We start from the raw sequence: 22,226 nt of genomic DNA, 5'->3' as shown, positions 1-22,226 counted from the left end.
GCACAAGAAACCTCAGCAGGCTTCGATCAATTGCTCAGACAGGCGCCATAACTCCGCCGCGCGAGAAAGGTCAGCGCCGTCGGGGCTGGTGGCTTGGGCTGAAAAACGATGCACCCCTGGCCGCATCAGCCGGTTACTGAAATAGGCGAAGCCAGGGCTTGCGTAAGCGGGATCAACGACCAACTCCGCCAGCAACCGCCCGGCCGTCTGCACGGATTCGGTCACCCGCAGCAGATCCCGCGCCACGGCAGCAAACAGCGCCATCCCCACCGGATTGTTCTGGCGGTTGTAGCGGAAGAAGCCCTCACGGCTTCGGGGGATCACCAGGCCCGGACTCCAGGCGATCACCGGCATGGCCCCCTCCAGCTGACGAGCAAGCTCACGGGCCAACAACACGTTGCAGAGCTTGCTGTCTTTGTAAGCCTTATCGCCATCAAAACGGCCACTGCCATCGAGCATCACAAACCCCCTGCCAGCTCGCAGACCCGCCAGATCACCGAGATCGGCAGGTTGGCCAACCTTGCCCCCACCCGTGGCGGGATCGTGCACATCCGATGCCGTGATCACAAGGCGAGGCTGCTTCCCAGCCCGCAACAACGGCAGCAATCGGCTGGCCATCAGCTGATGCGCCAGCTGATTAACGGCAAAGGTGATCTCAATGCCCTGGGGTGAGAAGACAGGCTCCGACGCACCAGCCCTCTGCTGACCCGCATTGAGCACCAACGCATCGATGGGCTGGCCTTGATCCAGCAGCCGCTGGCAGGCCTGCTCCACGCTGGCGAGATCGGCCAGGTCAGCAGCGATGCCCTCGAGGCGATCAGGCACAGCACCGGCCTCGATCAACTGCTGCCGGGTGGACGCGCAGCGCTCGCTGTCGCGACACACCAGCGTGAGCCGGTGACCACGGGCCGCCAGATGCCGGGCCGCCTCCAGGCCGATTCCAGAACTTGCCCCGGTGATCAGAACGTGGGATCCAGCCAGCACCACAGCACTCACATCTGATCGGTATTGAACCCAAAACGCTGGGCCAAGGTCGGCTTCTGCTCTCCCTTCTGCTTGAGATCAGCAATCGCCTGCCGGGTCGAGGCCCGTTCGGTTTCCAGGGCGTGAAGCAACTGCTTAGCGAGGGTGCGGATCACCTCGATGTCGTCGCAGGCATCGATCTTTCGGCAAGCCGCTTCGACCCGGAACCGCTGCTCCATCGAGAGTGTTGTCTCAGCCATGGGCCCGCCCATTCACTGGCACGACTGTGGCGAGCACCGCCAGGATGGTGTGAGGAAGAAAACCGACCCTCCGCGACTTCCCCAAAGGCTCAACATTGCTTTACAGTTGCTTCACATCAATTCACACAACCGATGGCTGACTCCAACACCCGCTTTGGCTTCGTCAACTTCGCTGAGACCTGGAACGGTCGCCTGGCCATGCTCGGCTTCGTGATCGGCCTCGGCACTGAGCTGCTGACCGGCCAGGGCATCCTGACCCAGATCGGCCTCGGCTGATCGACTTTTCAACCTCAGCTCTTCGAGCTGATTCGTTGTAGCAACAAGCGTCTGGCCTCATTGACCAGGCGCTTTTTGTTGGTCTCAAGCCAACCAGGGCCAGCGGAACCCCAAGGCCTCCAGCGGGTCCATCACCGCTGCGGTCAGCGCACGGCCCAGCAGCACCTGAGGTTCATCCGGTCTGACGGGCAGCACCGCATGGGTGCGGGGAGCTAAGCCTTCACCGCCGTGAACGATGCCCCGCTCCAGCAGTGAATTGGCAGCCTCAAGCCCGCACACGTAAGCCCGCTCCTGACACAGCCCCTTGGCGCCATGCTCCCGCGGGCCCATGCGCACCCAGTCGCCGGCACAAACAATCGACTCCACACTGGTTTCCAGCGGTGGCCGCTTGCGGGCGCTGCCGGGAGAGAACCACGACACCGAACCGGGATAGCGACGCACCTCCGCCTCGAGTACCTCCGCCGCCTGGAAGCCGGCGTGGGCAACGGGCAGCAACTCCTGCATCAACAGATCCACGATCTGCTGATCGCTCAGGGCTGCCACTGCCGATGCGTTGTAAAAGTCGCTGGCAACCACCGACCCCTGAGGCTGCCCGCCTCCCCATAGATCGCGTTCCGCATCCTTCTGCAGCTGATCGAGCATGAAGAAGGTGCCGCCGGCCCCGCGCAATCCCGCAAATCGCGACAACACATTGGCGGGGTCGACCACCGGCACGTAGGCGTTCAGCCACAACCGCACCGACACCACATCAATCGCGCCAAGACTCCCAGCAGCCTGCAGTTCAGGTGCCGCCGTGGCGCAGGCGGGCGACTGGGCCATCAGCGCCCGCATCCCTTTGGCACCCACCGCCAGCACCACCGCATCCACCTGATCCAGAACCGCCTCTTCTCCGGTTACCACCGAGCGGGTTCCCACCGATTGCAGCTGCCCAGTGTCCGGGCAGAGGTTTAGCCGTGTCGCCAGCGTGCCCCCCAGCACCTGCAAACCCCTGGTGCTGATCAGGCGCTGAGCCAAGGGTGCGATCAACTGCTCCGCGATGCTGCCGGCCTTGATCCAGCGAACATCAAAGGCATCTTGATGGGCAAGGGCGTAGTAGTACAGCAACTCCATCGTCACCGCCGCCGACAACTCCTCGGGCGGTTTGAACAACCCCACCAACAGGATGGGGCGTAGGAAGTCGTTGATCATCCGATCGCTGACCCCTAGCTTGTTGAACAGGGTCTGGGCGCTGATGGCGTCGTAACGCGCAAACACCTCGGGATTGCGGTTGAGATCCAGCATCGCCACCAGCAGCCCGGCGATACTCAGGCGATCGGCAACCGGCAGGAGCCGGAAGTTGCTGAGGGTGGCGAACATCTGGCCCAGGGGGCTCGGCAATGGGAGCGAATCGCCAAACACCGGGGCGGTGGCCTCCAAGCCCTCGGGCGACCAGAACGCGCTGGTGGTGAACGGAGTGAACACCTCCCCCAGGTTCAACTCAGCGGTGAGGGCATTGATGTTGGGGTAGTCCTTCCAGAAGCCCCGGGTGCCCGGCTCAAACGGTTTACCGCTGGCGGTGATGAGCGGCGTGCTGCCGGTGGGATCCGGCTGGCCATCCAGCAAGGTGACGGCCACTCCCGCTTCGCAAAGGGCTTTGGCTGCACCCCAGCCGGCCCAGCCTCCACCGATCACCACCACCGAAGACACCGACATGGACTCACTCCACCAGGAATTCGCTGCGCAATGCCCGCGCATCCTGGATGCGTTGGGCCTGGGCGAGCTCACGCAGGCGCGTGTTAATCCACGCTCGCATTCGCGTTGACGAAACCGACTTTCTCAGCAGTGCATCAGACGGTTCAGGATCACCAAACGGAATCGTCACCCTCAGCCTCCGTTGCAGTCGCAAATCACCATCGCGGACGTTCTACCGCCGGTGGAGCACCCACTGCGACTGACAGCATCAAGGCTGACTCACCAGCCCATCACTGCCAGGCTTCAGGAAAGTCCACCCCATGCCAGACCATGCGCCTGCTGCTCATGCCGGCTGCCTTGATGGCCCTGACCGGCGCCGCAACCGCTGGGCATGCAGGGGGGCGACCGCTGCTCCAGGAGCAGCGCAACAGCGACGGATCCTGGCTTCGGCTCACCCAGCTGGAGAACCCGGCGACGGAGCAACGCACGATCAGGGTGGAGCTGCGCGATTCGGATGCATCGCCTTACGCCCCTGTGCTGGAACGCCATCAGTCGCTGGCCACATTCCCCCAGGGGAGGGGCCGCCTGGCAGACATCGACGGCGATGGCCTGATGGAGATTGTGGAAACGAAATACTGCGGCGCAGGCCCGAACTGCACCAAAACGATTTTCAAAGTGAACCCGCTGCAGAGAAAGGCCTGGCGCTTTCTGCACGGAGGATTTTTTTCCATCCGCCGGATCGACAACTTTGTCGTGACAGCAGGACGATCGAGTTGCTGCTCCTGGGTGCATCAGGTGTATCGCATCCCCACCAGCGAACGGGAAATCACTGCACAGGATCTGGCTTACGACATCACCGTGAGTGGTCCGATCGAGAAAGACTCCACAACGGCACGTTGCTGGATCACACGCCCCGAGGGAGAGGAGTGGGTGAGCACCGATGTACCGCACCAATCCCTGCGTCAGCTTTGTCATTTCTACGGCGATGACGTGGTGATCAACCCCGACTGATCAAACGGTTCTGAAATCAGAACGCGAGTGGAAAACTTGCCAAAGAAGCGACTTCTTCTGCTTGAGCGACCTAGGGTCAGGGCAGCAAATCCTCAGCCAAGGAGGGATTGAGCCAATGACTGCTGTCAAACACAAGTACGACGAGTACGAAGTGCCCTTCAGCACGAACGAAAAGCACAGCCCTGAAGAGTTCGACCCGAAGCACGACGCCGGCATCAACAACCCTGAGAGTCGTCACCGCGACAAGCTTCTCGACAAACTCTGCGACACCCATCCCGGTTCGCCGATGTGCAAAGTTTTCGACGAGTGAACTGTCCAATCCATCAACAAGCCCCGCAATCTGCGGGGCTTTTTTATTGCAAAATATCAGGCCAACAATGCAGTCGAGCCAGGCTCATTCATGGAACTGCATCCACTGCAGTCGCACCGAAGTCAACATGATGGGTATCAGAAAAGGCAGCCAAAGGCGGCTCGAGCGATCCGAACTATGCACAGTTCCAACCCCACTGAGGGCAACGCAGATCGACAGCTCATCCCCCCGGAACGCGGCGATGAGCTACTGGCCCATGGACTCGCCTACGGCCAAAGCCGCAACATCTGCAACGCGCACTGGTTCAGCGATGTGGAAGCCCTGCGCAAGCAACAGGCGCAGCCCAATGGCGATTGCACGCTGGAGCGCCAAGCCTTGGAGCGCTGATCAGCCATCAGGCACGCCGCTCTGACTTTCGGGCCCTTTCCATTCAATGGCAATGCGCCTTTACACGGATAGGCAGGCCGCCAGAACCAGCGCAAAGTGACTGCATCGAGATCGGAGGCGCTGATGACAGCCGACACTCCACCTGAGCAACACCCAGAAGCAGACTGACTTCTGGCCCCTGCTCCAACAGTTTCCACCCACCCGTGAGGTTGGTCCTTTCGCAGGCATTGCTTTTCCGGTGCGCCACGTGAATCGACACTCCACTGCACCGCCTCAGGCTGAGTTCTTCGCCATAGGTGCCCCGGAGCTCCATCAGCCCCACACCTGGACGTCATGGCCCCAGGGTTGCCAACGCCAGAACGCTTCGCCCCTTCCTCTCTTCTTCAAGACGTGACGGGGTTGAACCATGCACGAACGAGCGACTTAGGCCGTCTTTCCACCCGGGAAGGCGGCCTTCCTCTATTCAGGTCAGGACCCTGAAGGACGTTGCGCCAGGATTGTCTGCTCGACCCACGAAGAATCCAGCGCAACAGATTTGCATTGCCCATACACAGGAGCTGAGCCAGGGACAGGGCCGGGACGCGAACCCAGCAACGGCGTGTAGGTACTGCTCAGCGTGGTGACGTTCACCCTGAAGTCATCCCCCACCGGTGGATGCAGTGGCTTCAGTGACTTCCTGCCACCGACGGTTTGCCACTCACCAACGCGGGTTTGGATGACCAAGTCCTTGCCCTGGATCACTCCCTGCGTCTTCACCGTAAAGCGATCCACAGGTGTGGGGACATAAACCTCACGCACCCGGTCCAAGTGAAAGAGCTGACCGGTGTGGCGATCAAACACCACATCGCGCCGCACCGTTTTGGAGTCAAGGCAATCCAGGCGCATCAACGACGGCTCCTCGCTGCAGCCGCTGACCACGGCAGCAAGCAGCAACAGCGGGGACCAAGCTTTCAAAACAAACGAGCTCATGCGATTCGAAGCGTGGATAGTCGTTTCATCAGCCTCCAACCAGCAACGTTCAGTCGCTGTGATCGCACGCACTTCTTGCTGTGGGATCGAACCAGCTCAACCGTTGAGGCAGCAATCTCTCCATAATTTGAGCTGAAGGTGATCAGATGCTGTGCAGAACGTGACTCCCGATGACATAGGGACCAGAAGCTCATTGGCCATCGTTGGCATTTTCACGGCGCTTGTTCTGGCCATTGCCGCTTTTTTCGTGGTTCCCGCTGGTGAGGTGGGCGTGATCACTACCCTCGGAAAGGTGAGTGATGCCCCGCGGCTCCCGGGCCTGAACATCAAAACGCCGTTTGTGCAATCGGTTCATTACTTCAACGTCAGGACCCAAGTTCGCCCGGAGGAGTTCTCCAGCCTGACCAAAGATCTTCAGGTGATTGAAGCCACCGCAACGGTGAAATATGCCGTGAAACCCCTGCAAGCACCCAGGGTCTACAACACGATTTCCACGGGCAACGAAGGCATCTATGCCCGCATCATTCAGCCATCACTACTGAAATCACTGAAATCCGTCTTCTCCAAATACGAACTCGTGGAAATCGCCACGGACTGGAACACGATCTCATCCATTGTTGAACAGAGCGTTGCCAAAGAGCTTGAAAAATTCGATTACGTGGAGGTCAAAGGCCTTGACCTCACCGGCTTGAAAATTGCCGAGGAATATCGCTCGGCCATTGAACAGAAGCAGATTGCTGAACAGCGTCTCCTGAAAGCGGAAACGGAAGTCAAGATTGCTGAGCAAGAAGCGATCAAGTTTGAAACCCTCAACAAGGGCCTCAACGAGAAGGTGCTCTACAAGCTCTTCCTCGACAAATGGGACGGACAAACCCAGGTCGTGCCTGGTCTGTCGGGTGGAGCAACGCCCCCAGTGATCGTTGGCCGTTGAGAAGCCCGTGATGCCCCCCGAAACAACCCACGACGATCGCCGCAGCACGCTGCTGAAGCACAACAGCGGACAATGGAGCGGATGCTTCATCCGCATGGATGGCGAGGGTCGTGAGCAGGAGCGCTTCTCCACCTCCCTGAGCGTTCAGGAGAACAGCGGCATCATCGAAACCTGCCTGACCTACTGCAACAGCGGCCAGCAGCGTTCGATGAACTTCACCACGCTCCCGCACACCATGCAGGTCACCACAGATGGCTGCTGGTCCCTCGGGCCTGCATCCATCACCCCCTTCCACTGGGTGGCGGAATTATGTGTTGTGCTGACGGGGCAACGGCGGCGCATGATCGTGCGCCATGGCGGCAGTGGACTGGACCAGGTGGTGTATGTCGTTGAAACGCTCGCCCAGCAGCAACCCGCTGAACCCGATCAGCCGCTCCAATGCGCGATTGAACGCGTAGGCGATTTCACGATCTGGCAACCCGAGCCAGGGGTGCAGCTGTTGCTCGACAGCAGAGATCGCCAAACGGGAGATGCCACCGCCTGCGGACTGCGTTGGGTCCAGGCCGACCAGAGCACGGCCCAAATCGTGCGCCGCTACGACACCCGCGGGGAACTCGACGAGCTGGACCCCGCTGAACCCAAGGGCTTAAGCGACGCATTCCGAGTCCACACCCCGATCTGAAGCGGGTTTCAGGCCCCGCGCAACGGGACATCAGCTCCTGAGGGGATCGCGCTCCTCAGGAGCTTTTTGTGCCTGCTCGCGGTCAGACGCCCCGGACGGCACGATGTAACGAAATCGTTACACGCTTCCTCATGACCGTTGGCGAGGTTTTCCTTCAGTCCCTGAGCTCAGGGGTGATCACCGAAACCGAAATGAACTGGCTCACCACGCACCAAGCCAGCTTCAACAGGCAAGAAGAAGCCGCGGCCCTGCGCCTTGGCCGCCTGCTCGACAGCGGCGAACTCAACCTGGGCTGCCGCATTCCCGGCGCACGCCGCCAGTCGCTGACTGAAGAGTGGCTGGAGCCCCTGGGCCGCAGCCGCCACCGCCCCAGCAGGCGCTAAACAGCACTTGAGCCAGCACTTTGCAATCCGTTACAAAGTGCCTTAACATTCGTTTACACGCAGAAACGACATGGATTCCGCCTCCTCCAGCCAAGACCAGTGGTTCCAAGAAGCCGCTGCAGCTCAGATCAAGACCGAGCGGATGTCTCGCGCTGAACTCCTCAACGGCCGTGTCGCCATGCTCGGCTTCGTGATCGGTGTGCTGACTGAAGCCATCACCGGCCACGGCATCGTTTCACAACTCACTTTTGGCCTTCTGGGATTGAACTGATGACCGACTACTCCATCTGGATTTACGTAATGCTCGCGTTCGGCGGAGCCATCACTGCTGCCGTCGTTTACACCCTCTCCAAGCCAACCGACCTGCCTTATCTCAAACGCGATCAGTGATCTGATCTCCAATACCAACCAAAATCGCCCGCCAGCACCACGTCGCTGCCAGCGGGCGATTTTTTTGCGGATTTTGCATCAAGCGCTCATCCACCAGCGAGGGCATGACGCATCACTCACGCTCAGACCAGTCGCGAGCCAATACTCAACACTGTGCCCTACCGAACATTATTCTTTGAAAAGCACTGAAGTCAGTACACAGAAAGACCGGCCTCAACCTCCTCCACCCACAGCGATCACGGCAGAAGCAGGGCAGCACGGGAAACCATTCTCATCCGCAACCGACACTTCAAAGATGTCTGTAGCGGTCGCCACACAAAGGGAGATCTATTTTGTGTATAAACGACAACGTTTTCAGGGGATTCTCATGAGCGACATGCAATACCGCTTCGTCAAACACACCTTAAACAAGTCATTCCCAACGGAAACGCGCTTGCTCACCTACCGCGGCCGGCAGTACACGACCCGCATCCAGGCCCGCGACAACACAGACAACAAGGTGGTGCCCTTTGCGCGCCCAGAGCAAGACAACGTCAGCCAACAGGCCGCCTGAAGCCGCTGCGCACAACCTGAGCGGGACTCCCAGAACCCGCGAACCCCGCTTGAGCGGGGTTTTTTATTGCCAGGCAACAACCCCGCGCAACAGCTATTGAGAATCACTTGCAAAAACCGCAAGGCCGTGCTTTATTGAGAGTGAATCTCAAATGCAAAACCCATGATGCGGCTGTTTGGCACCCGTGAGTCCCTGCTCGAAGCCCTGGCCATGGACTGGGCTGAGACCCAACTGCAGCTCCCCCGCCAGCCCGGCAAACAACGCGCCGGACGGCGCCGTTACTTCAAAACCAGCCGTCGCAATCGCTGATCAACGCATCGCACCCCCACTCGCCAAGCCGTAGCTAGTTGTGCGGTAACCGTTCAAGCTTCGATGGCTGCGATCCGGCTGCTGGAGCTGCTGATCCTGCTGGCGATTCTCAGCGGATTCCTCGGCATGCTGCTGCGCAGAAATCTGCTGCTCAAGGTGCTGTCCATGGATGTGATGGGCAGTGCCGTTGTGGCGCTGTTTGTGCTGGTGGCAGCCCGCACCGGCCTTCGCAGCCCCATCCTCTCGACCAATGAAACGGCGGTCTCCCTGGCCGCGATTGCTGATCCAATCCCCCAGGGCGTGATCCTCACCGCGATTGTGATCGGCATCTCCATCCAGGCGTTGTTGCTGGTGGTGATCAGCCGCCTAGCCAGCATCGACCCTGTGCTGGATGTGGCCAGCTTCGAAAGCGATGCCCCATCAACGGGGACACAGCGATGAGCGAAGGCCTCAGCCATGCATTGTTGGTGGGCTGGCTGGAGGCCCCCTTTGCCGTGGCGTTTCTCGGTGCCGTGGTGCCAATCCTCGGCGACCTGCCGCTGCTGCTGTGCTGCATCGCCACAGGCGGGATCGCCCTGCAGACCCTGCTGAGCGACAGCACCACCACCTTGATGCTGCTGGGGAATCACGGCGTTGTGCTCCAACTCGATCCCCTCGCCGCCTGGTTTCTGCTGCTGAATGCCGTAGTGATGGTCGCAGTGCGCCTGGAGCTGCGCGGCAACAGCGAACGACCCGCCCCTCTGCTGCCGGCCGTGCTGCTCGGTGGCCTCAACATCTGCTTCGTGGTGAGCGACCTGATCAGCCTCTACGTGGCCCTGGAATTGGTGGGCATCGTCGCTTTTCTGCTGATCCTGCGGGATGGCAGTCCGCAGCGGCTCTGGATTGGCCTCCGTTATCTGCTGATCAGCAACACAGCGATGACGCTCTACCTGGTGGGAGCTGCACTGGCCTACGCCATCACAGGAAGCTTCCGCTTCTCCTCCCTCTCCGGACTGCCCATCGGTGCAGCCCAGGTGCTGCTGCTGCTGGGACTGTTCACCAAAGGGGGGCTGTTTCTTCCCGGCCTCTGGCTGCCCCGAAGCCATGCCGAAGCCCCTTCCGATGTCTCAGCCCTGCTCTCGGCTGTGGTGGTGACAGCGGGGGTGGCTCCCCTGCTGCGACTGGCCGCCATTGAGCCTGCACTGCTGCCGTTGGTCCGCTCGATCGGCCTCTGCAGCGCGGTCCTTGGCGTGCTGCAGGCTCTCAATGCCGCCGACCTCAAACGCCTGCTGGCCTGGAGCACCGTGTCCCAGATGGGGTTGGTGGTGCTCTCACCAGCAGCCGGTGGTGCCCTAGCCCTGACCCACGGGCTGGCCAAAGCACCCCTGTTTCTCACTGCCGGGCGCATCCGCGAGCGCCAGCTCGAGGGATGGGAGCAACGGGTGCTGCCGCAAAGCGTGCAGACACCGCTGTGGCTCGGTTCGCTCTCGATCGCCGGCCTGCCGGGGCTGGCCGGCTTTGCCGCCAAGAAACTCGTGGGGAGCGACCTCCCCCCTGCGTGGGCCTTGAGCCTCACCTTGATCGGCATCGGCAGCGTCGCCGTCTATGCCCGCCTTTGGTCACCCGCACCGGCGCCATCCAGTGCCCCCACCCCAGGGATTCCTCCAGGCACAGCCCTGCTCCTGATCAGCCTCGTTGGCGCGGGCCTGATCCTCACCGTGGTCAGCGCCGCGGAAGCCAACGGCCTACAGGCCAATGACCTTCTGACCAGCGTGCTTCAAACGGGCGTGGTGTTCGCTGCCGGATGGCTCCTCCACCGCCTGCTGGGCCGGGATCACAACAGCCATCGCCGGTCGCTGGCCCGGCGGATGCCACAGCTGGAAAGCCTCCAGGATCTGCTCGGGGCGATCACGGTGGTGGGCGCAGGGATGCTGCTGGCCCTGAACCTGTTGGAGGTGCCGGGATGATCACCGTGTTCAGCCTCAGCCTGCGGCTGCTGCTCTGGGTTCTGCTCACCGGAGACCTGAGGCCGTTCAATCTCTTGATCGGCCTCGCCGTTGCCGTTCTGCTGCCACGAGCCCACCGTCAACGGGTACCGATTCGGCCACTGCTTCGGGCTCTCGGCGAAGCCACCATCGCCATTCCCATGGCCTACGGCGAAGCCTTTGCGCTGATCCTTGCCGGAGGCCTCGAGCGATGCGATTGCACCGAACGCATCGCCGCCCGCAAGGCCACACCGGCGGTGATCTTTCTCGAACTGCTGGCCATCACCATCACCCCGTTCACGCTGGTGCTGGATCTGCACCGGGTTGAACGTCCAGGTCACCACCCCCAGCTGCGCTATCGCATTCACCGCCTGCGCCCAGCTCCCAAGGCTCTGGCGGGGAGAGACCAGCCATGACCCTGATCACCACCGGCATGGTGCTGGCCCTGCTAATCCCAATCGCGCTGCTCTGCCGCCAATGCAACGCCTGGGAACGCCTGGCTGCCTTCGGCAGCATCGGCACCAAGGTGGCGATGCTCGCCCTGGTGGTGGCGGTGATGCGCGGTGATCGCATGCTCGCCCTGGTGGGCGCCCTGATGATCAGCGCCGGGGATGCGGGGATGCTGCTGCTGGCGCGGCTGCTGGAGGAGCAGAAGCAGTGACCCCATCCCCCTTCTTCACCGTCAGCCTGGTGCTGGAAGCCCTGGGGCTGTTCCTCTGGTTCTGGGGAAGCTGGCCATTGCTGGAAACCCAGCCTCTGTTGGTGCGGCTGCACAAACTGACGGTGGCGGATGCCCTGGGCTCACTGCTGATGCTGATGGGCCTGATGCTGCAGCGCCCGAGCTGGTGGCCCCTGTTCGGGCTGACGATGTTCGGGCTGCTGTTGTGGAGCACGATCTTCGGCTATGTCGTGGCGGCCGGCAGTCATCGACGCCCGGAGGCCTGATGCCATGACGATGCCGACGGATCCATCGCTGCTCAGCCTCGACGGCTCGCTTGGACTGCTGCTGCCGATCGCAGCCCTGATGCCACTTGTGGCGGTGCTGATGGTGAGCCAGAGCAACCCCTATCAGACCCTGCCGCTGCGCGGGGTGTTCGGCTCCGTGGCGATGTTGCTCTATGGCTTGCTGGGGGCACCGGATGTGGCACTCACCGAAGCGATGGTGGGCACGCTGCTGTCGACCACGCTTTATGTGATTGCCCTGCGCTCATCGATGACCCTGCGCATCGAAGACCGCCGAACCGGATCACTCCCCCAGGAGGAGCCCGACCCCGACAGCGAACCGCTCCGCCAATGGATCCAACCCCTGCATCTGCGCCTGCGTCTGGTGCGTGATGGTCCCGCACCCCATGGATGGCTGGAGGACGGACGTCGACTAGTGATTCGTCATCGCCATCTGGAACGTCACCTCAGCAGCCAACCCGGTCATCAGCAGTGGCGATCGGCAGGGGGAAGCCTGGAACTGCAGGAGCAGGAGCTGACGCCATGATCTGGCTCTATGTGCTCTCCGCCGTAGCCCTGCTACTGGCACCACTGGCGGGTCCGTTCGCACCGGTGGGGGGCATGGCACCTCTGATCCAGGAGCTAGCCAAGGAGAGCGGCATCCCCAATCTGGTGTCGGGCGTGATCCTGCACACCCGTCTGTTCGACACCATCGGCGAAGTGCTGGTGTTCACCCTGGCCTCGATCGGTGTGCGGCAGATGCTCGGGGCCGAACCCGTGCGTCAACGCATCCGCACCCTCACCGACATTCCGTCCCGGGTGGTCTGTGAGCAGGTGGCCACCCTGGCAGCACTGGTGGCTGTGGAAACGGCTCTGCGCGGTCACCTCAGTCCGGGAGGGGGATTTGCCGCTGGGGTGGCCGGTGGCACCGCCATCGGCCTGGTGTTGATCAGCGGCGGACGCCAGCAACGGGATCGACTCCACCAACGGGGATCCGCCAACCGCTGGGAAGAAGCCGCCGTGATCAGTTTTGTGGTGCTGGCCTTCCTCTCCCTGGAGGGCCTAAGCCCCGGGATGGGCCGCTTCGGCAGTCTGCTGAGCGGGGGCTGGATTCCCCTTCTCAACCTGCTGGTGGCCCTCAAGGTGACCCTGGGCTCCTGGGCCATGATTCAGCGCTTCATCCAGCACAGAGGGCTGCTCTAGCTGACGGGCCTGATCGCAGGCCGCTACCAATAAAAGATCTTGGGATCACTCCCGACACACCGGCGCAACTGCTGCTGCGCCCATCGGCGTTGTTCCTCCGGCTGCGAAGAGGCAGGGTCGGACAGAAGCTCTGTGGCCTTGGTGCAATCCTGCATCGTTTTGGCATACACCGCTTGCTGCGCCTGCCGCTCTATCCCGCGGCAAGGCGCGGGGGTGGGGCGAATGGCGGGCTCATCCGATGAGTCGATCGCAAACAGGGTTGGCATCCGCCCCCCTGTGGCTTCAAGGCAACGCTGAATGCGTGCCTGCGCCGCGGCGCGTTGCCGCTCAGCCTCAGCCTCCGATCCATCCCCTCCGCACGCCGCCAGCAGCAGCAAGCTCACGAGCAACAAGAAGCATCGGAACGGGCGCGAGATCAAAAGCGGGAATGGCATCAGGCACGCCGCTCTGACTTTCGGGCCCTTTCCATTCAATGGCAATGCGCCTTTACACGGATAGGCAGGCCGCCAGAACCAGCGCAAAGTGACTGCATCGAGATCGGAGGCGCTGATGACAGCCGACACTCCACCTGAGCAACACCCAGAAGCAGACTGACTTCTGGCCCCTGCTCCAACAGTTTCCACCCACCCGTGAGGCTGGTCCTTTCGCAGGCATTGCTTTTCCGGTACGCCACGCGAATCGACACTCCACTGCACCGCCTCAGGCTGAGTTCTTCGCCATAGGTGCCCCGGAGCTCCATCAGCCCCACACCTGGACGTCATGGCCCCAGGGTTGCCAACGCCAGAACGCTTCGACCCTTCCTCTCTTCCTCAAGACGTGACGGGGTTGAACCATGCACGAACGAGCGACTTAGGCCGTCTTTCCACCAGGGAAGGCGGCCTTCCTCATGTTGATGCGGAACACCGGCCTCAGTCCAAACAGCAGGAGACCTGCTGCACCTGCTGCTCCCACAACATCACCTTGCGCTTGGCCCCGCCGACATCACCTCGCTCCTCAATGGCAGCCGTGAGCTCATACAGCGCTTCGATCAACTGAGCATTGGCCAGGTCGAGAGCGGTGACCTGACGCGATGGAACGGGAAAGGCTCGGGGCACGGAACGCATGGCCTTCAAATGCACAACAACATCGGAGGAACCACCAGCGAGTCACCGGCAGTACGCACGTACTATTGCCGATGTGGGTCGTGACGGCAACCCCTAGTCCTCACCACCCTGCTCTCACCAAGGCAGCCGCTCACCGTTGGAATGCCAGAAGCCACCGCTGGTCTCCAGGGTCAAGGCATCAAGCCGCGCCAGCAATCCCTGCACGGCCTGCTCAGGCTCTATGCCACTGGGATTGAAATTGATCATGCGCGTTCGCACCAATCCTGGATGAAGGATCGCCACCGCAATGCCCCGTGGCGCCAGATCAATCGCCAACGACTTGCCTGCAATATTCAGCGCCACCTTCGACATGCGATAGCCATAGGAGCCGCCCGAACTGTTGTCGTCGATCGATCCCATGCGACTGGTCATGAGCGCCAGCTTGCTGCCGCGTGGCATTTGGCTCACGAGCGCTCGCGCCAACAGCAACGGAGCCAGCGCGTTCACCTCAAATTGGCGGCGGATGCCCTCCGAATCGAGATCCTCCAACCCCATGGACTGGAGCACGCCGGCATTGAGAATCACCGCATCCAGCGCAAGACCATCCAAACGACCCACGAGATCAGCAATGGCGGCCTCTTCGGTGAGCTCAATGCCTGCCTCGATGCGCACCCCAAGGGCCGCAAGCTCGGGAGTCGCCTGACGGCAGACCGCGACGACCTGATCACCTCGCGCCTTGAGCTGGCGGCAATACTCCAGGCCGATACCGCGATTGGCACCGGTGACCAGCACTGTCGCCATCAGTCACGCACCCCACAAACCAGATCAAAACCGCTCATTTCGGACGCTTGGTGAGATCACCGAAGTCGTCATCATTCGGCTGCAGGAACTGCCAGACCACCGGCACGGTGAAGACCACCATCAAACCCACAGTTGCCCAAATCGCAACGGTGTAATCACCCACAAACCATGCCTCAGTTGGCTCGACCTTAAAAGGAAGCGTTGTTAAAAGCGATCGATGTGGCCTGCGGCAGGGAGCCAGGCGGCTTGGGTCACAAACCGACTGCGATCCACCCGCAACGTCAACGTCTGAGCAGGCAGCCAAGCCAGGCGCTGTGGCGCCCGATGACTGCGCGACACGGTGAGCAGCAGTTGATCGCTCACCGGATCGAAATGCAAGCCGGAATTGCGTGCAAAGCGCCATGGGCTCAGGCTCTGGCGTTTGTGAACCTTGCCATCCCGGTCCAGCTGCAAAACCGTGTCCTGCAACTCCCCCTTACCATCACGCAGCACCACCCAAAGGCGTTCGCCGCCGTTGTCGCAAGCCACCGCCATCACCGCCGCATCACCTAGCCAGATCTGACGCGGCGACAACCCAGGGATCACCAACTCAACGGAGCGCCGGTAGTCGGGCCAATGGCGCACGAGCAGGGCGCGACCTGAACCGGTGCAGAAGGCCCGCAGATCACGGCGGCCAGGCAGCGTTTGCGTCCGCTCAGCATCCTGGGTCGAGCCATCGATGCTCTGCAGCGACAACCCGTCGTAGTCGGGCACCACCAACCCCGTGCCATCCGGCAGAAGGCGAATCGGGCCAGAGCGTTGGATCTCCAGATCTCGGTGCTCTCCGGCTGCCCTGCGCAACCAGAGCTGATCACTGCCGGGCTCCATTCGGCCGGCTTGAACCAACAGGTCGCCGTTCAAGTTGCTGCTCACATGGCCAAAGAGCTGTCCGCGGCCGGTCAACGCCTCCATACGACCGAGCTCTGGACTCGCCACCTTCGAACGCTGGAGCCCAAGGGAGCGAGGGATCAGATGCCGCATCGCGACGAACTGATCGCCCTGTTCGTCCATGGCTACGAAGGCAACGCCCTGGCCATTCCCCAAGGGTTCGATCTGAAAGATGCTGGGCAATGTGGGCGTTAGGGGCAACCAGCTGCCATCCCGCTCCAACAGTTGCAATTGCTGTTGGCCGTTCTCCATTTGAGCCACCGCCACCAGCGTCGGGCGCGGATCCCAGAACAAGCGACGCCTCGGCAAGGCCAATCCCCGAAGATCCTGGCCAGCAACCTCTAACTGCAGAGGGAAGGCGCTCAGGTCAGGTTGATCAAGCAACAAGCGCCAAGCGTCGTTCTCTCCGAACCAGCGATGGGACAGATTGGGCGACAGCCGGCTGGACGCTGGCACTGAGCCGGGCTGCATCGGGCGACTGAAGCGCACATCGAGTGCCGCCGCACCCGAGCGCAGCGGCTGCACGGCCACAGAGCGCAGGCGGGGTGGGCGCCTCAGCAACACCTGTTGTTGCACAAGCACAAGGGCAGCGAGGCCTGCTAAGGCCAGACCCAGGGGGCGCGGCAGCGCCGCAAGACGGAGCTTGCTCATGGTTCCAGCGGCCTCTCCGGTCGGGGAATCACCGTCACTTCAGTGGGCTTGACCACATTGCGTTGCACACCATTCACCTGATCCACCGCCATGGTTCCGCGAATGCGCAACCAGGTGTCGGGGGCATAGCGATCCGTTGCTCGCCATTCCACCGGCAGCCCTGTCGGCGTGGCATCAGCCAAACAACAACGCACCATCAAACGAGCCAATTGAGGTGGACCCTCAGAGGGTTGGAACACAAAACCCGTGATCGACAGTGGAGCGCCCTCATGCAAAGAAGGGTCGGGCTGCGTACGCAGCAAGCGCACCCACTCCGTGAGAGTGCGCTGCTCCGGTGGCAAGACAAAAGTCAACCGAGGTGCTTCAGGAATGCTCGACGGACGACTGCTGGCGAGATCACTGAACGACGGCTGGGGTGGCCAGGCAAGAACCACAACCGCCATCACCACACTCAACAACCAACCTTTCGGAAGGGGCTGCGCCACAAGTCTGTCGCTCGCGCGCTGCCGCCAAGCGAGCCGGAGCTGCAGCACACCCAGGGCCATCAACAACGCACCCCCCACTCCCACAACCGGGTGATAGACCGCTCGCAACAACAGGTCGAGGCGCCCCGACCAGGTGCTCCACACCATCACCCAACCCCACAACATCAGTTGCAGAGGAAGACGACACAACAACCAGCGACGACGAAGAGACATCGGCATCACAACTGCACGAGGTTGACCCACTGCCCCATCAGCAGCACCAGCAAGGAGGCGGCAACAGCAGTCACGGCGATCGCCTTCGGGCGCAGCAGCACCGTGAACAAACCCGCCAACTTGAGATCGACCACGGGCCCCAGCAGCAGAAAAGCCAACAAGGCCCCAGGGGTGACCTGCGCGGCAAAGCCCAAGGCCAAGAAGGCATCCACGCTGGAGCACACCGACACCACCAAGGCCAGCAGCATCAAGGCCAGCACGGAGAGCGTGGGCGCCGATCCCACCGCCAGCAACCAGGCCCTCGGAAGCCAGGCCTGAACAGCGGCAGCCAAGGCACAACCCAACACCAGCAACACCAGGAGGCTGATGAATTCCCTGCTGCTGTGATGCAGCACCTCGGCGAGAGACAGTTTCGACTCAGGCGCCGGGGGAGGCAACTGCGCTGCAGGTGCGCCCAGCACCCCGCTTCCCCGCTCCAACAGTCCCACCTCCGAAAGCGGTTGACTTAAGCGACGCTCCTCGAGCAACACCGGCGCCAGTAAAGCGCTTTCACCCATCAAGCCCAGCAGCCCACTGAGGGCCAGAGCGATCAGAAACGCCCCCAGCGGACGGGCCACCAACAGCCAGGGCTGATCGGGGAAAGCGGCCCAAGTGCTGGCCAACACGATCGGATTGAGCACCGGCGCTGCAAACAGAAATCCGAAGCCGGTGCCCAAGGGCGCACCGCTGGCGAGCAAACGGCGTGCCACTGGAACGTTGCCGCACTCACAGGCAGGAAGGGCAAACCCCAACAAGGCGCCAACCACAGGGGCAAGAAAGGGATTTCTTGGCAACCGCCGCACCCAAGCGGCCTGGGGCACCAGCCAGCGGGCGAGGGCAGCAATCGCCACGCCTAACAAAAGGAATGGGAGTGATTCCAGGAGCAACCCCTGGAAAATCGCCCACGCATTTGCGAATCGCTGCATCGCAGACCGTCGACCTGACGATCATGGCGCGCCTGGCCAAGCGGACAACCCGAACGGTGGCACGGGGAATGAGAACCATTATCATTTGCGCGATGCAAATGCGTGGGTCAGGCCAATGAAGCGTTCAACCTCTCTTCTGGCGGCACTCTGCAGCGGCCTTGTGGCTGGCTCGCTCACCCCAGCTGCTCACGCAGCGATACCCACAGTGGTGGCCGGTGATGGCGTGTTGTGTGATCTCACCCGCACGGTGTCGGGTGGAGCAACCGACGTGCGGTGCTTGATTGCCGCTGGCGCTGACCCGCACTACTACCGACTCACCCCGGCAAACCGACGCGACATCAGCCAATCCAAAGTTGTGCTGATCAATGGCTATGGACTGACTCCAACGTTGGCACGGCTGAGCGGCTCCTTCTCCTTGGTGCCCGTCGGGGAACAGGCCGTTCCCAGCAACCCCAGCAAAGATCCCCACCTTTGGCACAGCCCCACCAACACCAGTGCAATGGCTGTTGTGGTGTCACGCACCCTTCAACAACTGCCCATCTCAGCTGAATCCAAAGCAGGCTTAAAGCGGCGAGAGCAAACCGTTACCAGCATTCTTCGCGATCTTGATGCCTGGAATCGTCGACAGATCGAGACCATTCCCTCAGCCCATCGCGCCCTGGTGTCTGAGCACCTCGCCTTTGGCTTTTTCACCGACCGCTACGGCCTGAAACAGGTAGCGATGATCGACGATTACGCCACCGGCGGCCAACTTCGCCCCTCCAGCTTGAAAAGCATCAGCAATGCAGTTCAAGCCTCAAACACGAAAGTGTTATTCGCAGAGCAGCAACCACCTAGCAAAACTCTGCGAAGGATCAGCAAGCGATCCGGCAAACCAATTGCTTCCAAGATTCTGTTCGCAGATGGAGTTGCACCTGGGAAGAGCTTGATCGAAACAGCAACAGCCAACACCTGTGCCGTGGTGAACGCCCAAGGCGGAACGTGTGATCAAGCAGGGGCCAAAGCACTTCAACAGCGTTGGGAAACCGTGCGCTGAACGATCCAGCCTTCCCTTCTCAGATTTAGACCTTTCTTAAGTCCATGACCCGCTCAAAGTTTTCCCTCTCTGCACTCGCCTTGTTGGGGCTACTGACACCCCTAGGGATCAGCGCCATTGCCCCCCTTCCTGCCGAGGCTGGCGCTGGCCATAACCATGGCGGCGGATCAGAAGAAGAACTGAACGAGGGCGAATTCCGCTCCATGCCAGCGATCACTCTGGAAGGGCACGGCGGCTACGAAAACAACCTCACCAGCGAAGGAAAACCATCCCACTACGCGATCGATGGGATGTTTGGCGCGGTGATGGAGTGGGGCTTAGCCAATCAAGGCAGCTTCGCGATTGAAGCTGCCATCGGACCCGCCCTGGTTTGGGGTGAGGCCGAACACTTCTACGGCCGCGTGCATCTGGAAGAGGAGCACGAGGAAGAGAGCAGCAGTACCCATGCGGCCCATGCAGACCATGACGAGCATGGCGATGAAGACCATGACGAGGAGGAAGGAGAAGACCACGGCGACGAAGACCATGGCGATGAAGACCATGGCGATGAAGACCATGACGACGACGAGCATGGCGAAGCAGGCCATAGCGACCACTCCGCACACAGCGAAGAAGGGCACGCATCCCATGAAGGCCATGGCCATGCCCAAGGGCAGCCCTATCGCCGCATCGACATGAAGGGCATGCTGCAGGCTCGCTATCAGCCCAATGACCGGCTAGCGATTTCAGCCACGTGGCTTCCTTATTTCGTCACGAAGTCCCAGGGGGAAGATATTCAAGGGGTCAAACATGAAGTCAGTGCGGGCGTCACCTATGCCTTCGGTGACGGTGATGTCAACTTCGCACTGGGTGATGGCTTGGAATCCGTCATCGATGGTGTGTTTGTGTCAGTCAGCAATCACACGGGCTGGGAAAGCGATGGGGTCTACATCGGCAACTACACCGATACCTGGGCAGGCTTTGGCTTCAATTACGACCAATTGAATGTCACGCTCACCGGGGGACCTCGTTTTTACACACCTGGCTCCTATTCCGGACTCTCTCAGCGCACAGACTGGGGTGGTGAGATTGCCCTGGAATACCCAATTTCAGACTCTGTGGTCGCCTTCGCCCACTGGGAAGCGATCTACAGCACAGAGAACGGTAAAGGGTGGGGCAAAGGGTTCCAAAACCACCTCGGCACAGGCCTGACCTTCCGGTTCTGATCGTTGCTCAATCACCGGCCTTTGCGCTGCATGCAGCGCAAAGGCCATAGAACTCCAGGGTATGGAAGAGCACTGAGTATCCACTTTGCTCATCCTCAGGGATTGCAATCGTGTGCAGCGGACACGTGGAGAGTTTCTGGGTTGCACCACAACTGACACAGGTGAGATGGTGCCGGTCCCGTCCCACCGGTGCATAAAGAGCCTCGCCATTGGGGAGATGGCGGCAGCGCACCAGCCCACGCTTTTGCAACTGACGCAGGTGGCGATACACGGTCGCCAATCCCATCCCGTGATCTGAATCCAGCAAGGCGCGATGAAGCTGCTGGCCGCTGAGCTCGTCGTCGCTGGCCGCCAGCAGATCAATCAACCTCTGCTGCTTTCCACTGAGTGCAACCTGGGGGAAAGTCATCTCACTGGTCTGACCCCAACATCATCTCTCGGCACCAGCGAAACCTGCACCACAGAGGCATCACGATCACTCCATTTCAAGATGCGGCCCTGGCATCCGAGCCGCTCACAACGGACAATCAAACCAAGCGACCCTGCAGCACGTCCTTTCCATGCCCGGCATCATCACCGGACTGATCACCCTCTACCTCCACTGTTGGTGGTGCGTGCGCACCACAAATTCGGCGGCCCTCAAACGCAGCTGGCCCTACCCAAGGCAGCTGAAGGTGAATGCTGACCTCTACCGCCGTCCACGCCAGCGCAGCGGACGGGCACACGGTCGCATGCGCACCCGACTGCAGGCCGCAGAGAGTTAACTGAATCAACCAGCAAAGTGAGTGTGATGCAAACAGGGGATTTCGACTACTCCGCGTCGATCTCCTTCCTGGAAATCAGGGAGAGCCTACCCAGCGTTGATCCAGACAACCTGACAGCGCAAAACGTGCTGGACGTGCTGCTGCACCTCTTCCAGCAGAAACCTGGGTTTGTGGACCGTGGTCATGAGGTCAACAACAGGGAAACCGCCTGGGTCAACGCCTATCTGTTTCGTCTCAAACCCTGCATCGATGCCGATGGCATGGAGGCGTTCACGGTGGAGACTGTTGGCTCGAGCGTCGATCGAATGGCCAAACTGCGCTGACCACAAAAAACCCCCGGGTGTCTCACGCCCGGGGGTTAGGTGGTTTTGCAGCAGTCCGTGTTCGGGACTGACATTGTTCTAAGCGATCTGAGGTGATGGATGACGACTGAATTAATCGCCAGATGTGACCGCGGATGACTGGTTTTGGGAACGGTTCAAACGCCCTATCCAAAGAGCGAAGCTGGCACCGGCGAAGGCACCGAAGAGAAGCAGAACTGATTGCGTCGTCACACAAAAAAAGCAAACGCACCATCACGTTACAAAACGAGACAGTGCGCTGTTAGTGACTTGCCCTCGGTCTCAGGAGCGAACTTGCGCAGGGACCTCCACGCCCAGACCAGCGGCACGGGCATCCGCAACGATCGCCTCGTAGCAGTCAGCACTGAACACCGCTTGCCCGTTGAGAAGCACGTCCCATTCCTCAGCGGGGAAGTGAGCCTGGAGCCAGAACAGCCCGAGCGCACTCTGGGGACTAAGAGCGAACAACGCGTCCACCGACTGTGCCTTGAGATCCAAGCTGCTCTCCAAGAACTGAAGCCATTCAGCCCGGAGGCCGAACAAAAAACTGTT

The 22,226-nt window shown here is 61.1% G+C and carries 35 protein-coding genes; 21 read left to right on the top strand and 14 right to left on the bottom strand.

Annotated features, from left to right (window positions below; genetic code table 11):
- Nucleotides 1-12: 12 nt before the first annotated feature.
- Together RS9916_RS00835 and RS9916_RS00830 are read right to left on the bottom strand one after the other, a co-directional pair.
- Nucleotides 13-984 (bottom strand): SDR family NAD(P)-dependent oxidoreductase, encoded by a 972-nt coding sequence (locus RS9916_RS00835; RefSeq protein WP_198003370.1) that lies wholly within the window; start codon nt 982-984, stop codon nt 13-15.
- An 8-nt stretch (nt 985-992) separates the two neighbouring features.
- Nucleotides 993-1,223, bottom strand: coding sequence for a hypothetical protein (locus RS9916_RS00830; RefSeq protein ID WP_156777442.1), 231 nt, complete (start codon nt 1,221-1,223; stop codon nt 993-995).
- Nucleotides 1,224-1,355: 132 nt separating this feature from the next.
- Between RS9916_RS00830 and RS9916_RS00825 the strand changes: the two genes are divergently transcribed.
- Entirely contained in the window at nt 1,356-1,499 is a 144-nt protein-coding gene (locus RS9916_RS00825; protein WP_007097247.1) for a chlorophyll a/b-binding protein, read from the top strand.
- Nucleotides 1,500-1,583: 84 nt separating this feature from the next.
- Here RS9916_RS00825 and RS9916_RS00820 read toward each other — a convergent pair whose 3' ends face one another.
- Nucleotides 1,584-3,191 (bottom strand): FAD-dependent oxidoreductase, encoded by a 1,608-nt coding sequence (locus RS9916_RS00820; RefSeq protein WP_007097246.1) that lies wholly within the window; start codon nt 3,189-3,191, stop codon nt 1,584-1,586.
- Between the two features lie 309 nt (nt 3,192-3,500).
- On the opposite strand from RS9916_RS00820, the gene RS9916_RS00815 reads away from it, so the two are divergent.
- The 3 genes from RS9916_RS00815 (at nt 3,501) to RS9916_RS00805 (ending at nt 4,878) form a co-directional block, all read left to right on the top strand.
- Nucleotides 3,501-4,181, top strand: coding sequence for a hypothetical protein (locus RS9916_RS00815; protein ID WP_007097244.1), 681 nt, complete (start codon nt 3,501-3,503; stop codon nt 4,179-4,181).
- A gap of 115 nt (nt 4,182-4,296) precedes the next feature.
- Nucleotides 4,297-4,491: a hypothetical protein gene (locus RS9916_RS00810; protein WP_038022989.1), complete on the top strand. Its 195-nt coding sequence runs from the start codon at nt 4,297-4,299 to the stop codon at nt 4,489-4,491.
- Between the two features lie 177 nt (nt 4,492-4,668).
- On the top strand, nt 4,669-4,878 hold the full coding sequence (locus RS9916_RS00805) for a hypothetical protein (protein ID WP_007097242.1): 210 nt from the start codon (nt 4,669-4,671) through the stop codon (nt 4,876-4,878).
- A gap of 468 nt (nt 4,879-5,346) precedes the next feature.
- On the opposite strand, the gene RS9916_RS00800 is transcribed toward RS9916_RS00805, so the two are convergent.
- Nucleotides 5,347-5,832 carry a hypothetical protein gene (locus RS9916_RS00800; protein WP_156777441.1) on the bottom strand — a complete coding sequence of 162 codons (486 nt, stop codon included), beginning with the start codon at nt 5,830-5,832 and terminating at the stop codon, nt 5,347-5,349.
- A 208-nt stretch (nt 5,833-6,040) separates the two neighbouring features.
- Between RS9916_RS00800 and RS9916_RS00795 the strand changes: the two genes are divergently transcribed.
- The 4 genes from RS9916_RS00795 (at nt 6,041) to RS9916_RS00780 (ending at nt 8,114) form a co-directional block, all read left to right on the top strand.
- Nucleotides 6,041-6,778, top strand: a complete 738-nt coding sequence (locus tag RS9916_RS00795) for a prohibitin family protein (protein ID WP_007097239.1) — start codon at nt 6,041-6,043, stop codon at nt 6,776-6,778.
- Nucleotides 6,768-7,460 carry a DUF3598 family protein gene (locus RS9916_RS00790; protein WP_007097238.1) on the top strand — a complete coding sequence of 231 codons (693 nt, stop codon included), beginning with the start codon at nt 6,768-6,770 and terminating at the stop codon, nt 7,458-7,460. Before RS9916_RS00795 ends, RS9916_RS00790 begins: the two co-directional genes overlap by 11 nt.
- A 131-nt stretch (nt 7,461-7,591) precedes the next feature.
- On the top strand, nt 7,592-7,843 hold the full coding sequence (locus tag RS9916_RS00785; protein WP_007097237.1) for a hypothetical protein: 252 nt from the start codon (nt 7,592-7,594) through the stop codon (nt 7,841-7,843).
- A 70-nt stretch (nt 7,844-7,913) separates the two neighbouring features.
- On the top strand, nt 7,914-8,114 hold the full coding sequence (locus RS9916_RS00780; RefSeq protein WP_007097236.1) for a chlorophyll a/b-binding protein: 201 nt from the start codon (nt 7,914-7,916) through the stop codon (nt 8,112-8,114).
- A 102-nt stretch (nt 8,115-8,216) separates the two neighbouring features.
- Here RS9916_RS00780 and RS9916_RS15230 read toward each other — a convergent pair whose 3' ends face one another.
- Nucleotides 8,217-8,339: a hypothetical protein gene (locus RS9916_RS15230; protein ID WP_255346321.1), complete on the bottom strand. Its 123-nt coding sequence runs from the start codon at nt 8,337-8,339 to the stop codon at nt 8,217-8,219.
- 261 nt (nt 8,340-8,600) lie between these two features.
- Between RS9916_RS15230 and RS9916_RS00775 the strand changes: the two genes are divergently transcribed.
- The 9 genes from RS9916_RS00775 (at nt 8,601) to RS9916_RS00740 (ending at nt 13,204) form a co-directional block, all read left to right on the top strand.
- A complete protein-coding gene (locus RS9916_RS00775; protein ID WP_007097234.1) occupies nt 8,601-8,786 on the top strand; it encodes a hypothetical protein in 186 nt (61 codons plus the stop codon).
- Between the two features lie 162 nt (nt 8,787-8,948).
- Nucleotides 8,949-9,095, top strand: a complete 147-nt coding sequence (locus RS9916_RS14210; protein ID WP_007097233.1) for a hypothetical protein — start codon at nt 8,949-8,951, stop codon at nt 9,093-9,095.
- A 63-nt stretch (nt 9,096-9,158) separates the two neighbouring features.
- Entirely contained in the window at nt 9,159-9,536 is a 378-nt protein-coding gene (locus tag RS9916_RS00770; RefSeq protein ID WP_007097232.1) for a cation:proton antiporter subunit C, read from the top strand.
- On the top strand, nt 9,533-11,041 hold the full coding sequence (locus RS9916_RS00765; protein ID WP_007097231.1) for a proton-conducting transporter membrane subunit: 1,509 nt from the start codon (nt 9,533-9,535) through the stop codon (nt 11,039-11,041). Before RS9916_RS00770 ends, RS9916_RS00765 begins: the two co-directional genes overlap by 4 nt.
- Entirely contained in the window at nt 11,038-11,475 is a 438-nt protein-coding gene (locus tag RS9916_RS00760) for a Na+/H+ antiporter subunit E (RefSeq protein ID WP_007097230.1), read from the top strand. Before RS9916_RS00765 ends, RS9916_RS00760 begins: the two co-directional genes overlap by 4 nt.
- Entirely contained in the window at nt 11,472-11,720 is a 249-nt protein-coding gene (locus tag RS9916_RS00755; protein WP_007097229.1) for a hypothetical protein, read from the top strand. The genes RS9916_RS00760 and RS9916_RS00755 overlap by 4 nt, the downstream gene beginning before the upstream one ends.
- On the top strand, nt 11,717-12,004 hold the full coding sequence (locus RS9916_RS00750; protein WP_007097228.1) for a monovalent cation/H(+) antiporter subunit G: 288 nt from the start codon (nt 11,717-11,719) through the stop codon (nt 12,002-12,004). Before RS9916_RS00755 ends, RS9916_RS00750 begins: the two co-directional genes overlap by 4 nt.
- A 4-nt stretch (nt 12,005-12,008) precedes the next feature.
- Nucleotides 12,009-12,548 carry a hydrogenase subunit MbhD domain-containing protein gene (locus RS9916_RS00745; protein ID WP_007097227.1) on the top strand — a complete coding sequence of 180 codons (540 nt, stop codon included), beginning with the start codon at nt 12,009-12,011 and terminating at the stop codon, nt 12,546-12,548.
- On the top strand, nt 12,545-13,204 hold the full coding sequence (locus RS9916_RS00740; RefSeq protein WP_007097226.1) for a Na(+)/H(+) antiporter subunit B: 660 nt from the start codon (nt 12,545-12,547) through the stop codon (nt 13,202-13,204). Before RS9916_RS00745 ends, RS9916_RS00740 begins: the two co-directional genes overlap by 4 nt.
- Nucleotides 13,205-13,227: 23 nt before the next feature.
- Here RS9916_RS00740 and RS9916_RS00735 read toward each other — a convergent pair whose 3' ends face one another.
- The 7 genes from RS9916_RS00735 to RS9916_RS00710 all read right to left on the bottom strand — a co-directional run bounded on the left by RS9916_RS00735 (nt 13,228) and on the right by RS9916_RS00710 (nt 18,328).
- Nucleotides 13,228-13,638, bottom strand: coding sequence for a hypothetical protein (locus RS9916_RS00735; RefSeq protein WP_038022984.1), 411 nt, complete (start codon nt 13,636-13,638; stop codon nt 13,228-13,230).
- A gap of 474 nt (nt 13,639-14,112) precedes the next feature.
- Nucleotides 14,113-14,307: a hypothetical protein gene (locus RS9916_RS00730; RefSeq protein WP_038022982.1), complete on the bottom strand. Its 195-nt coding sequence runs from the start codon at nt 14,305-14,307 to the stop codon at nt 14,113-14,115.
- Nucleotides 14,308-14,421: 114 nt separating this feature from the next.
- The gene (locus RS9916_RS00725) at nt 14,422-15,087 is read right to left on the bottom strand and encodes an SDR family oxidoreductase (RefSeq protein WP_007097222.1); all 666 of its coding nucleotides are present in this window, start codon (nt 15,085-15,087) and stop codon (nt 14,422-14,424) included.
- Between the two features lie 34 nt (nt 15,088-15,121).
- Entirely contained in the window at nt 15,122-15,250 is a 129-nt protein-coding gene (locus RS9916_RS15225) for a hypothetical protein (protein WP_007097221.1), read from the bottom strand.
- Nucleotides 15,251-15,291: 41 nt separating this feature from the next.
- Nucleotides 15,292-16,665, bottom strand: coding sequence for a hypothetical protein (locus RS9916_RS00720; RefSeq protein ID WP_007097220.1), 1,374 nt, complete (start codon nt 16,663-16,665; stop codon nt 15,292-15,294).
- Nucleotides 16,662-17,369, bottom strand: a complete 708-nt coding sequence (locus RS9916_RS00715; protein WP_369791586.1) for a TIGR03943 family protein — start codon at nt 17,367-17,369, stop codon at nt 16,662-16,664. Before RS9916_RS00715 ends, RS9916_RS00720 begins: the two co-directional genes overlap by 4 nt.
- Nucleotides 17,369-18,328 (bottom strand): permease, encoded by a 960-nt coding sequence (locus tag RS9916_RS00710; protein ID WP_007097218.1) that lies wholly within the window; start codon nt 18,326-18,328, stop codon nt 17,369-17,371. The genes RS9916_RS00715 and RS9916_RS00710 overlap by 1 nt, the downstream gene beginning before the upstream one ends.
- A 115-nt stretch (nt 18,329-18,443) precedes the next feature.
- Here RS9916_RS00710 and RS9916_RS00705 point away from each other — a divergent pair, with 115 nt between their 5' ends.
- A complete protein-coding gene (locus tag RS9916_RS00705) occupies nt 18,444-19,364 on the top strand; it encodes a metal ABC transporter substrate-binding protein (protein ID WP_007097217.1) in 921 nt (306 codons plus the stop codon).
- A 44-nt stretch (nt 19,365-19,408) separates the two neighbouring features.
- On the top strand, nt 19,409-20,569 hold the full coding sequence (locus RS9916_RS00700) for a hypothetical protein (protein ID WP_007097216.1): 1,161 nt from the start codon (nt 19,409-19,411) through the stop codon (nt 20,567-20,569).
- Between the two features lie 7 nt (nt 20,570-20,576).
- Here RS9916_RS00700 and RS9916_RS00695 read toward each other — a convergent pair whose 3' ends face one another.
- A complete protein-coding gene (locus RS9916_RS00695) occupies nt 20,577-20,978 on the bottom strand; it encodes a transcriptional repressor (protein ID WP_007097214.1) in 402 nt (133 codons plus the stop codon).
- 151 nt (nt 20,979-21,129) lie between these two features.
- Here RS9916_RS00695 and RS9916_RS00690 point away from each other — a divergent pair, with 151 nt between their 5' ends.
- Nucleotides 21,130-21,333 carry a hypothetical protein gene (locus RS9916_RS00690; RefSeq protein WP_007097213.1) on the top strand — a complete coding sequence of 68 codons (204 nt, stop codon included), beginning with the start codon at nt 21,130-21,132 and terminating at the stop codon, nt 21,331-21,333.
- Nucleotides 21,334-21,359: 26 nt separating this feature from the next.
- A complete protein-coding gene (locus RS9916_RS00685; RefSeq protein WP_007097212.1) occupies nt 21,360-21,656 on the top strand; it encodes a hypothetical protein in 297 nt (98 codons plus the stop codon).
- A 300-nt stretch (nt 21,657-21,956) separates the two neighbouring features.
- Here the strand turns inward: RS9916_RS00685 and RS9916_RS00680 are convergent, their stop codons facing one another.
- The gene (locus RS9916_RS00680) at nt 21,957-22,184 is read right to left on the bottom strand and encodes a hypothetical protein (RefSeq protein ID WP_232199486.1); all 228 of its coding nucleotides are present in this window, start codon (nt 22,182-22,184) and stop codon (nt 21,957-21,959) included.
- Nucleotides 22,185-22,226 lie beyond the last annotated feature (42 nt).

This window comes from Synechococcus sp. RS9916 (assembly GCF_000153825.1).
Taxonomy (GTDB): domain Bacteria; phylum Cyanobacteriota; class Cyanobacteriia; order PCC-6307; family Cyanobiaceae; genus Synechococcus_C.
This window is presented reverse-complemented; position numbering and strand designations above follow the sequence as displayed.

Excerpts from the sequence above, each read along its gene's own strand:
- RS9916_RS00725 (WP_007097222.1), bottom strand. The coding sequence starts at position 15,087 with ATGGCGACAGTGCTGGTCACCGGTGCCAATCGCGGTATCGGCCTGGAG.
- RS9916_RS00700 (WP_007097216.1), top strand. The coding sequence starts at position 19,409 with ATGACCCGCTCAAAGTTTTCCCTCTCTGCACTCGCCTTGTTGGGGCTA.
- RS9916_RS00720 (WP_007097220.1), bottom strand. The coding sequence starts at position 16,665 with ATGAGCAAGCTCCGTCTTGCGGCGCTGCCGCGCCCCCTGGGTCTGGCC.
- RS9916_RS00765 (WP_007097231.1), top strand. The coding sequence starts at position 9,533 with ATGAGCGAAGGCCTCAGCCATGCATTGTTGGTGGGCTGGCTGGAGGCC.
- RS9916_RS00745 (WP_007097227.1), top strand. The coding sequence starts at position 12,009 with ATGACGATGCCGACGGATCCATCGCTGCTCAGCCTCGACGGCTCGCTT.
- RS9916_RS00780 (WP_007097236.1), top strand. The coding sequence starts at position 7,914 with ATGGATTCCGCCTCCTCCAGCCAAGACCAGTGGTTCCAAGAAGCCGCT.
- RS9916_RS00715 (WP_369791586.1), bottom strand. The coding sequence starts at position 17,369 with ATGCCGATGTCTCTTCGTCGTCGCTGGTTGTTGTGTCGTCTTCCTCTG.
- RS9916_RS00760 (WP_007097230.1), top strand. The coding sequence starts at position 11,038 with ATGATCACCGTGTTCAGCCTCAGCCTGCGGCTGCTGCTCTGGGTTCTG.
- RS9916_RS00830 (WP_156777442.1), bottom strand. The coding sequence starts at position 1,223 with ATGGCTGAGACAACACTCTCGATGGAGCAGCGGTTCCGGGTCGAAGCG.
- RS9916_RS00775 (WP_007097234.1), top strand. The coding sequence starts at position 8,601 with ATGAGCGACATGCAATACCGCTTCGTCAAACACACCTTAAACAAGTCA.
- RS9916_RS00825 (WP_007097247.1), top strand. The coding sequence starts at position 1,356 with ATGGCTGACTCCAACACCCGCTTTGGCTTCGTCAACTTCGCTGAGACC.
- RS9916_RS00770 (WP_007097232.1), top strand. The coding sequence starts at position 9,159 with ATGGCTGCGATCCGGCTGCTGGAGCTGCTGATCCTGCTGGCGATTCTC.
- RS9916_RS00695 (WP_007097214.1), bottom strand. The coding sequence starts at position 20,978 with ATGACTTTCCCCCAGGTTGCACTCAGTGGAAAGCAGCAGAGGTTGATT.
- RS9916_RS00805 (WP_007097242.1), top strand. The coding sequence starts at position 4,669 with ATGCACAGTTCCAACCCCACTGAGGGCAACGCAGATCGACAGCTCATC.
- RS9916_RS00785 (WP_007097237.1), top strand. The coding sequence starts at position 7,592 with ATGACCGTTGGCGAGGTTTTCCTTCAGTCCCTGAGCTCAGGGGTGATC.
- RS9916_RS00705 (WP_007097217.1), top strand. The coding sequence starts at position 18,444 with ATGAAGCGTTCAACCTCTCTTCTGGCGGCACTCTGCAGCGGCCTTGTG.
- RS9916_RS00710 (WP_007097218.1), bottom strand. The coding sequence starts at position 18,328 with ATGCAGCGATTCGCAAATGCGTGGGCGATTTTCCAGGGGTTGCTCCTG.
- RS9916_RS00740 (WP_007097226.1), top strand. The coding sequence starts at position 12,545 with ATGATCTGGCTCTATGTGCTCTCCGCCGTAGCCCTGCTACTGGCACCA.
- RS9916_RS00685 (WP_007097212.1), top strand. The coding sequence starts at position 21,360 with ATGCAAACAGGGGATTTCGACTACTCCGCGTCGATCTCCTTCCTGGAA.
- RS9916_RS00690 (WP_007097213.1), top strand. The coding sequence starts at position 21,130 with ATGCCCGGCATCATCACCGGACTGATCACCCTCTACCTCCACTGTTGG.
- RS9916_RS00810 (WP_038022989.1), top strand. The coding sequence starts at position 4,297 with ATGACTGCTGTCAAACACAAGTACGACGAGTACGAAGTGCCCTTCAGC.
- RS9916_RS00735 (WP_038022984.1), bottom strand. The coding sequence starts at position 13,638 with ATGCCATTCCCGCTTTTGATCTCGCGCCCGTTCCGATGCTTCTTGTTG.
- RS9916_RS14210 (WP_007097233.1), top strand. The coding sequence starts at position 8,949 with ATGATGCGGCTGTTTGGCACCCGTGAGTCCCTGCTCGAAGCCCTGGCC.
- RS9916_RS00815 (WP_007097244.1), top strand. The coding sequence starts at position 3,501 with ATGCGCCTGCTGCTCATGCCGGCTGCCTTGATGGCCCTGACCGGCGCC.
- RS9916_RS00820 (WP_007097246.1), bottom strand. The coding sequence starts at position 3,191 with ATGTCGGTGTCTTCGGTGGTGGTGATCGGTGGAGGCTGGGCCGGCTGG.
- RS9916_RS15230 (WP_255346321.1), bottom strand. The coding sequence starts at position 8,339 with ATGCCCTCGCTGGTGGATGAGCGCTTGATGCAAAATCCGCAAAAAAAT.
- RS9916_RS00730 (WP_038022982.1), bottom strand. The coding sequence starts at position 14,307 with ATGCGTTCCGTGCCCCGAGCCTTTCCCGTTCCATCGCGTCAGGTCACC.
- RS9916_RS00755 (WP_007097229.1), top strand. The coding sequence starts at position 11,472 with ATGACCCTGATCACCACCGGCATGGTGCTGGCCCTGCTAATCCCAATC.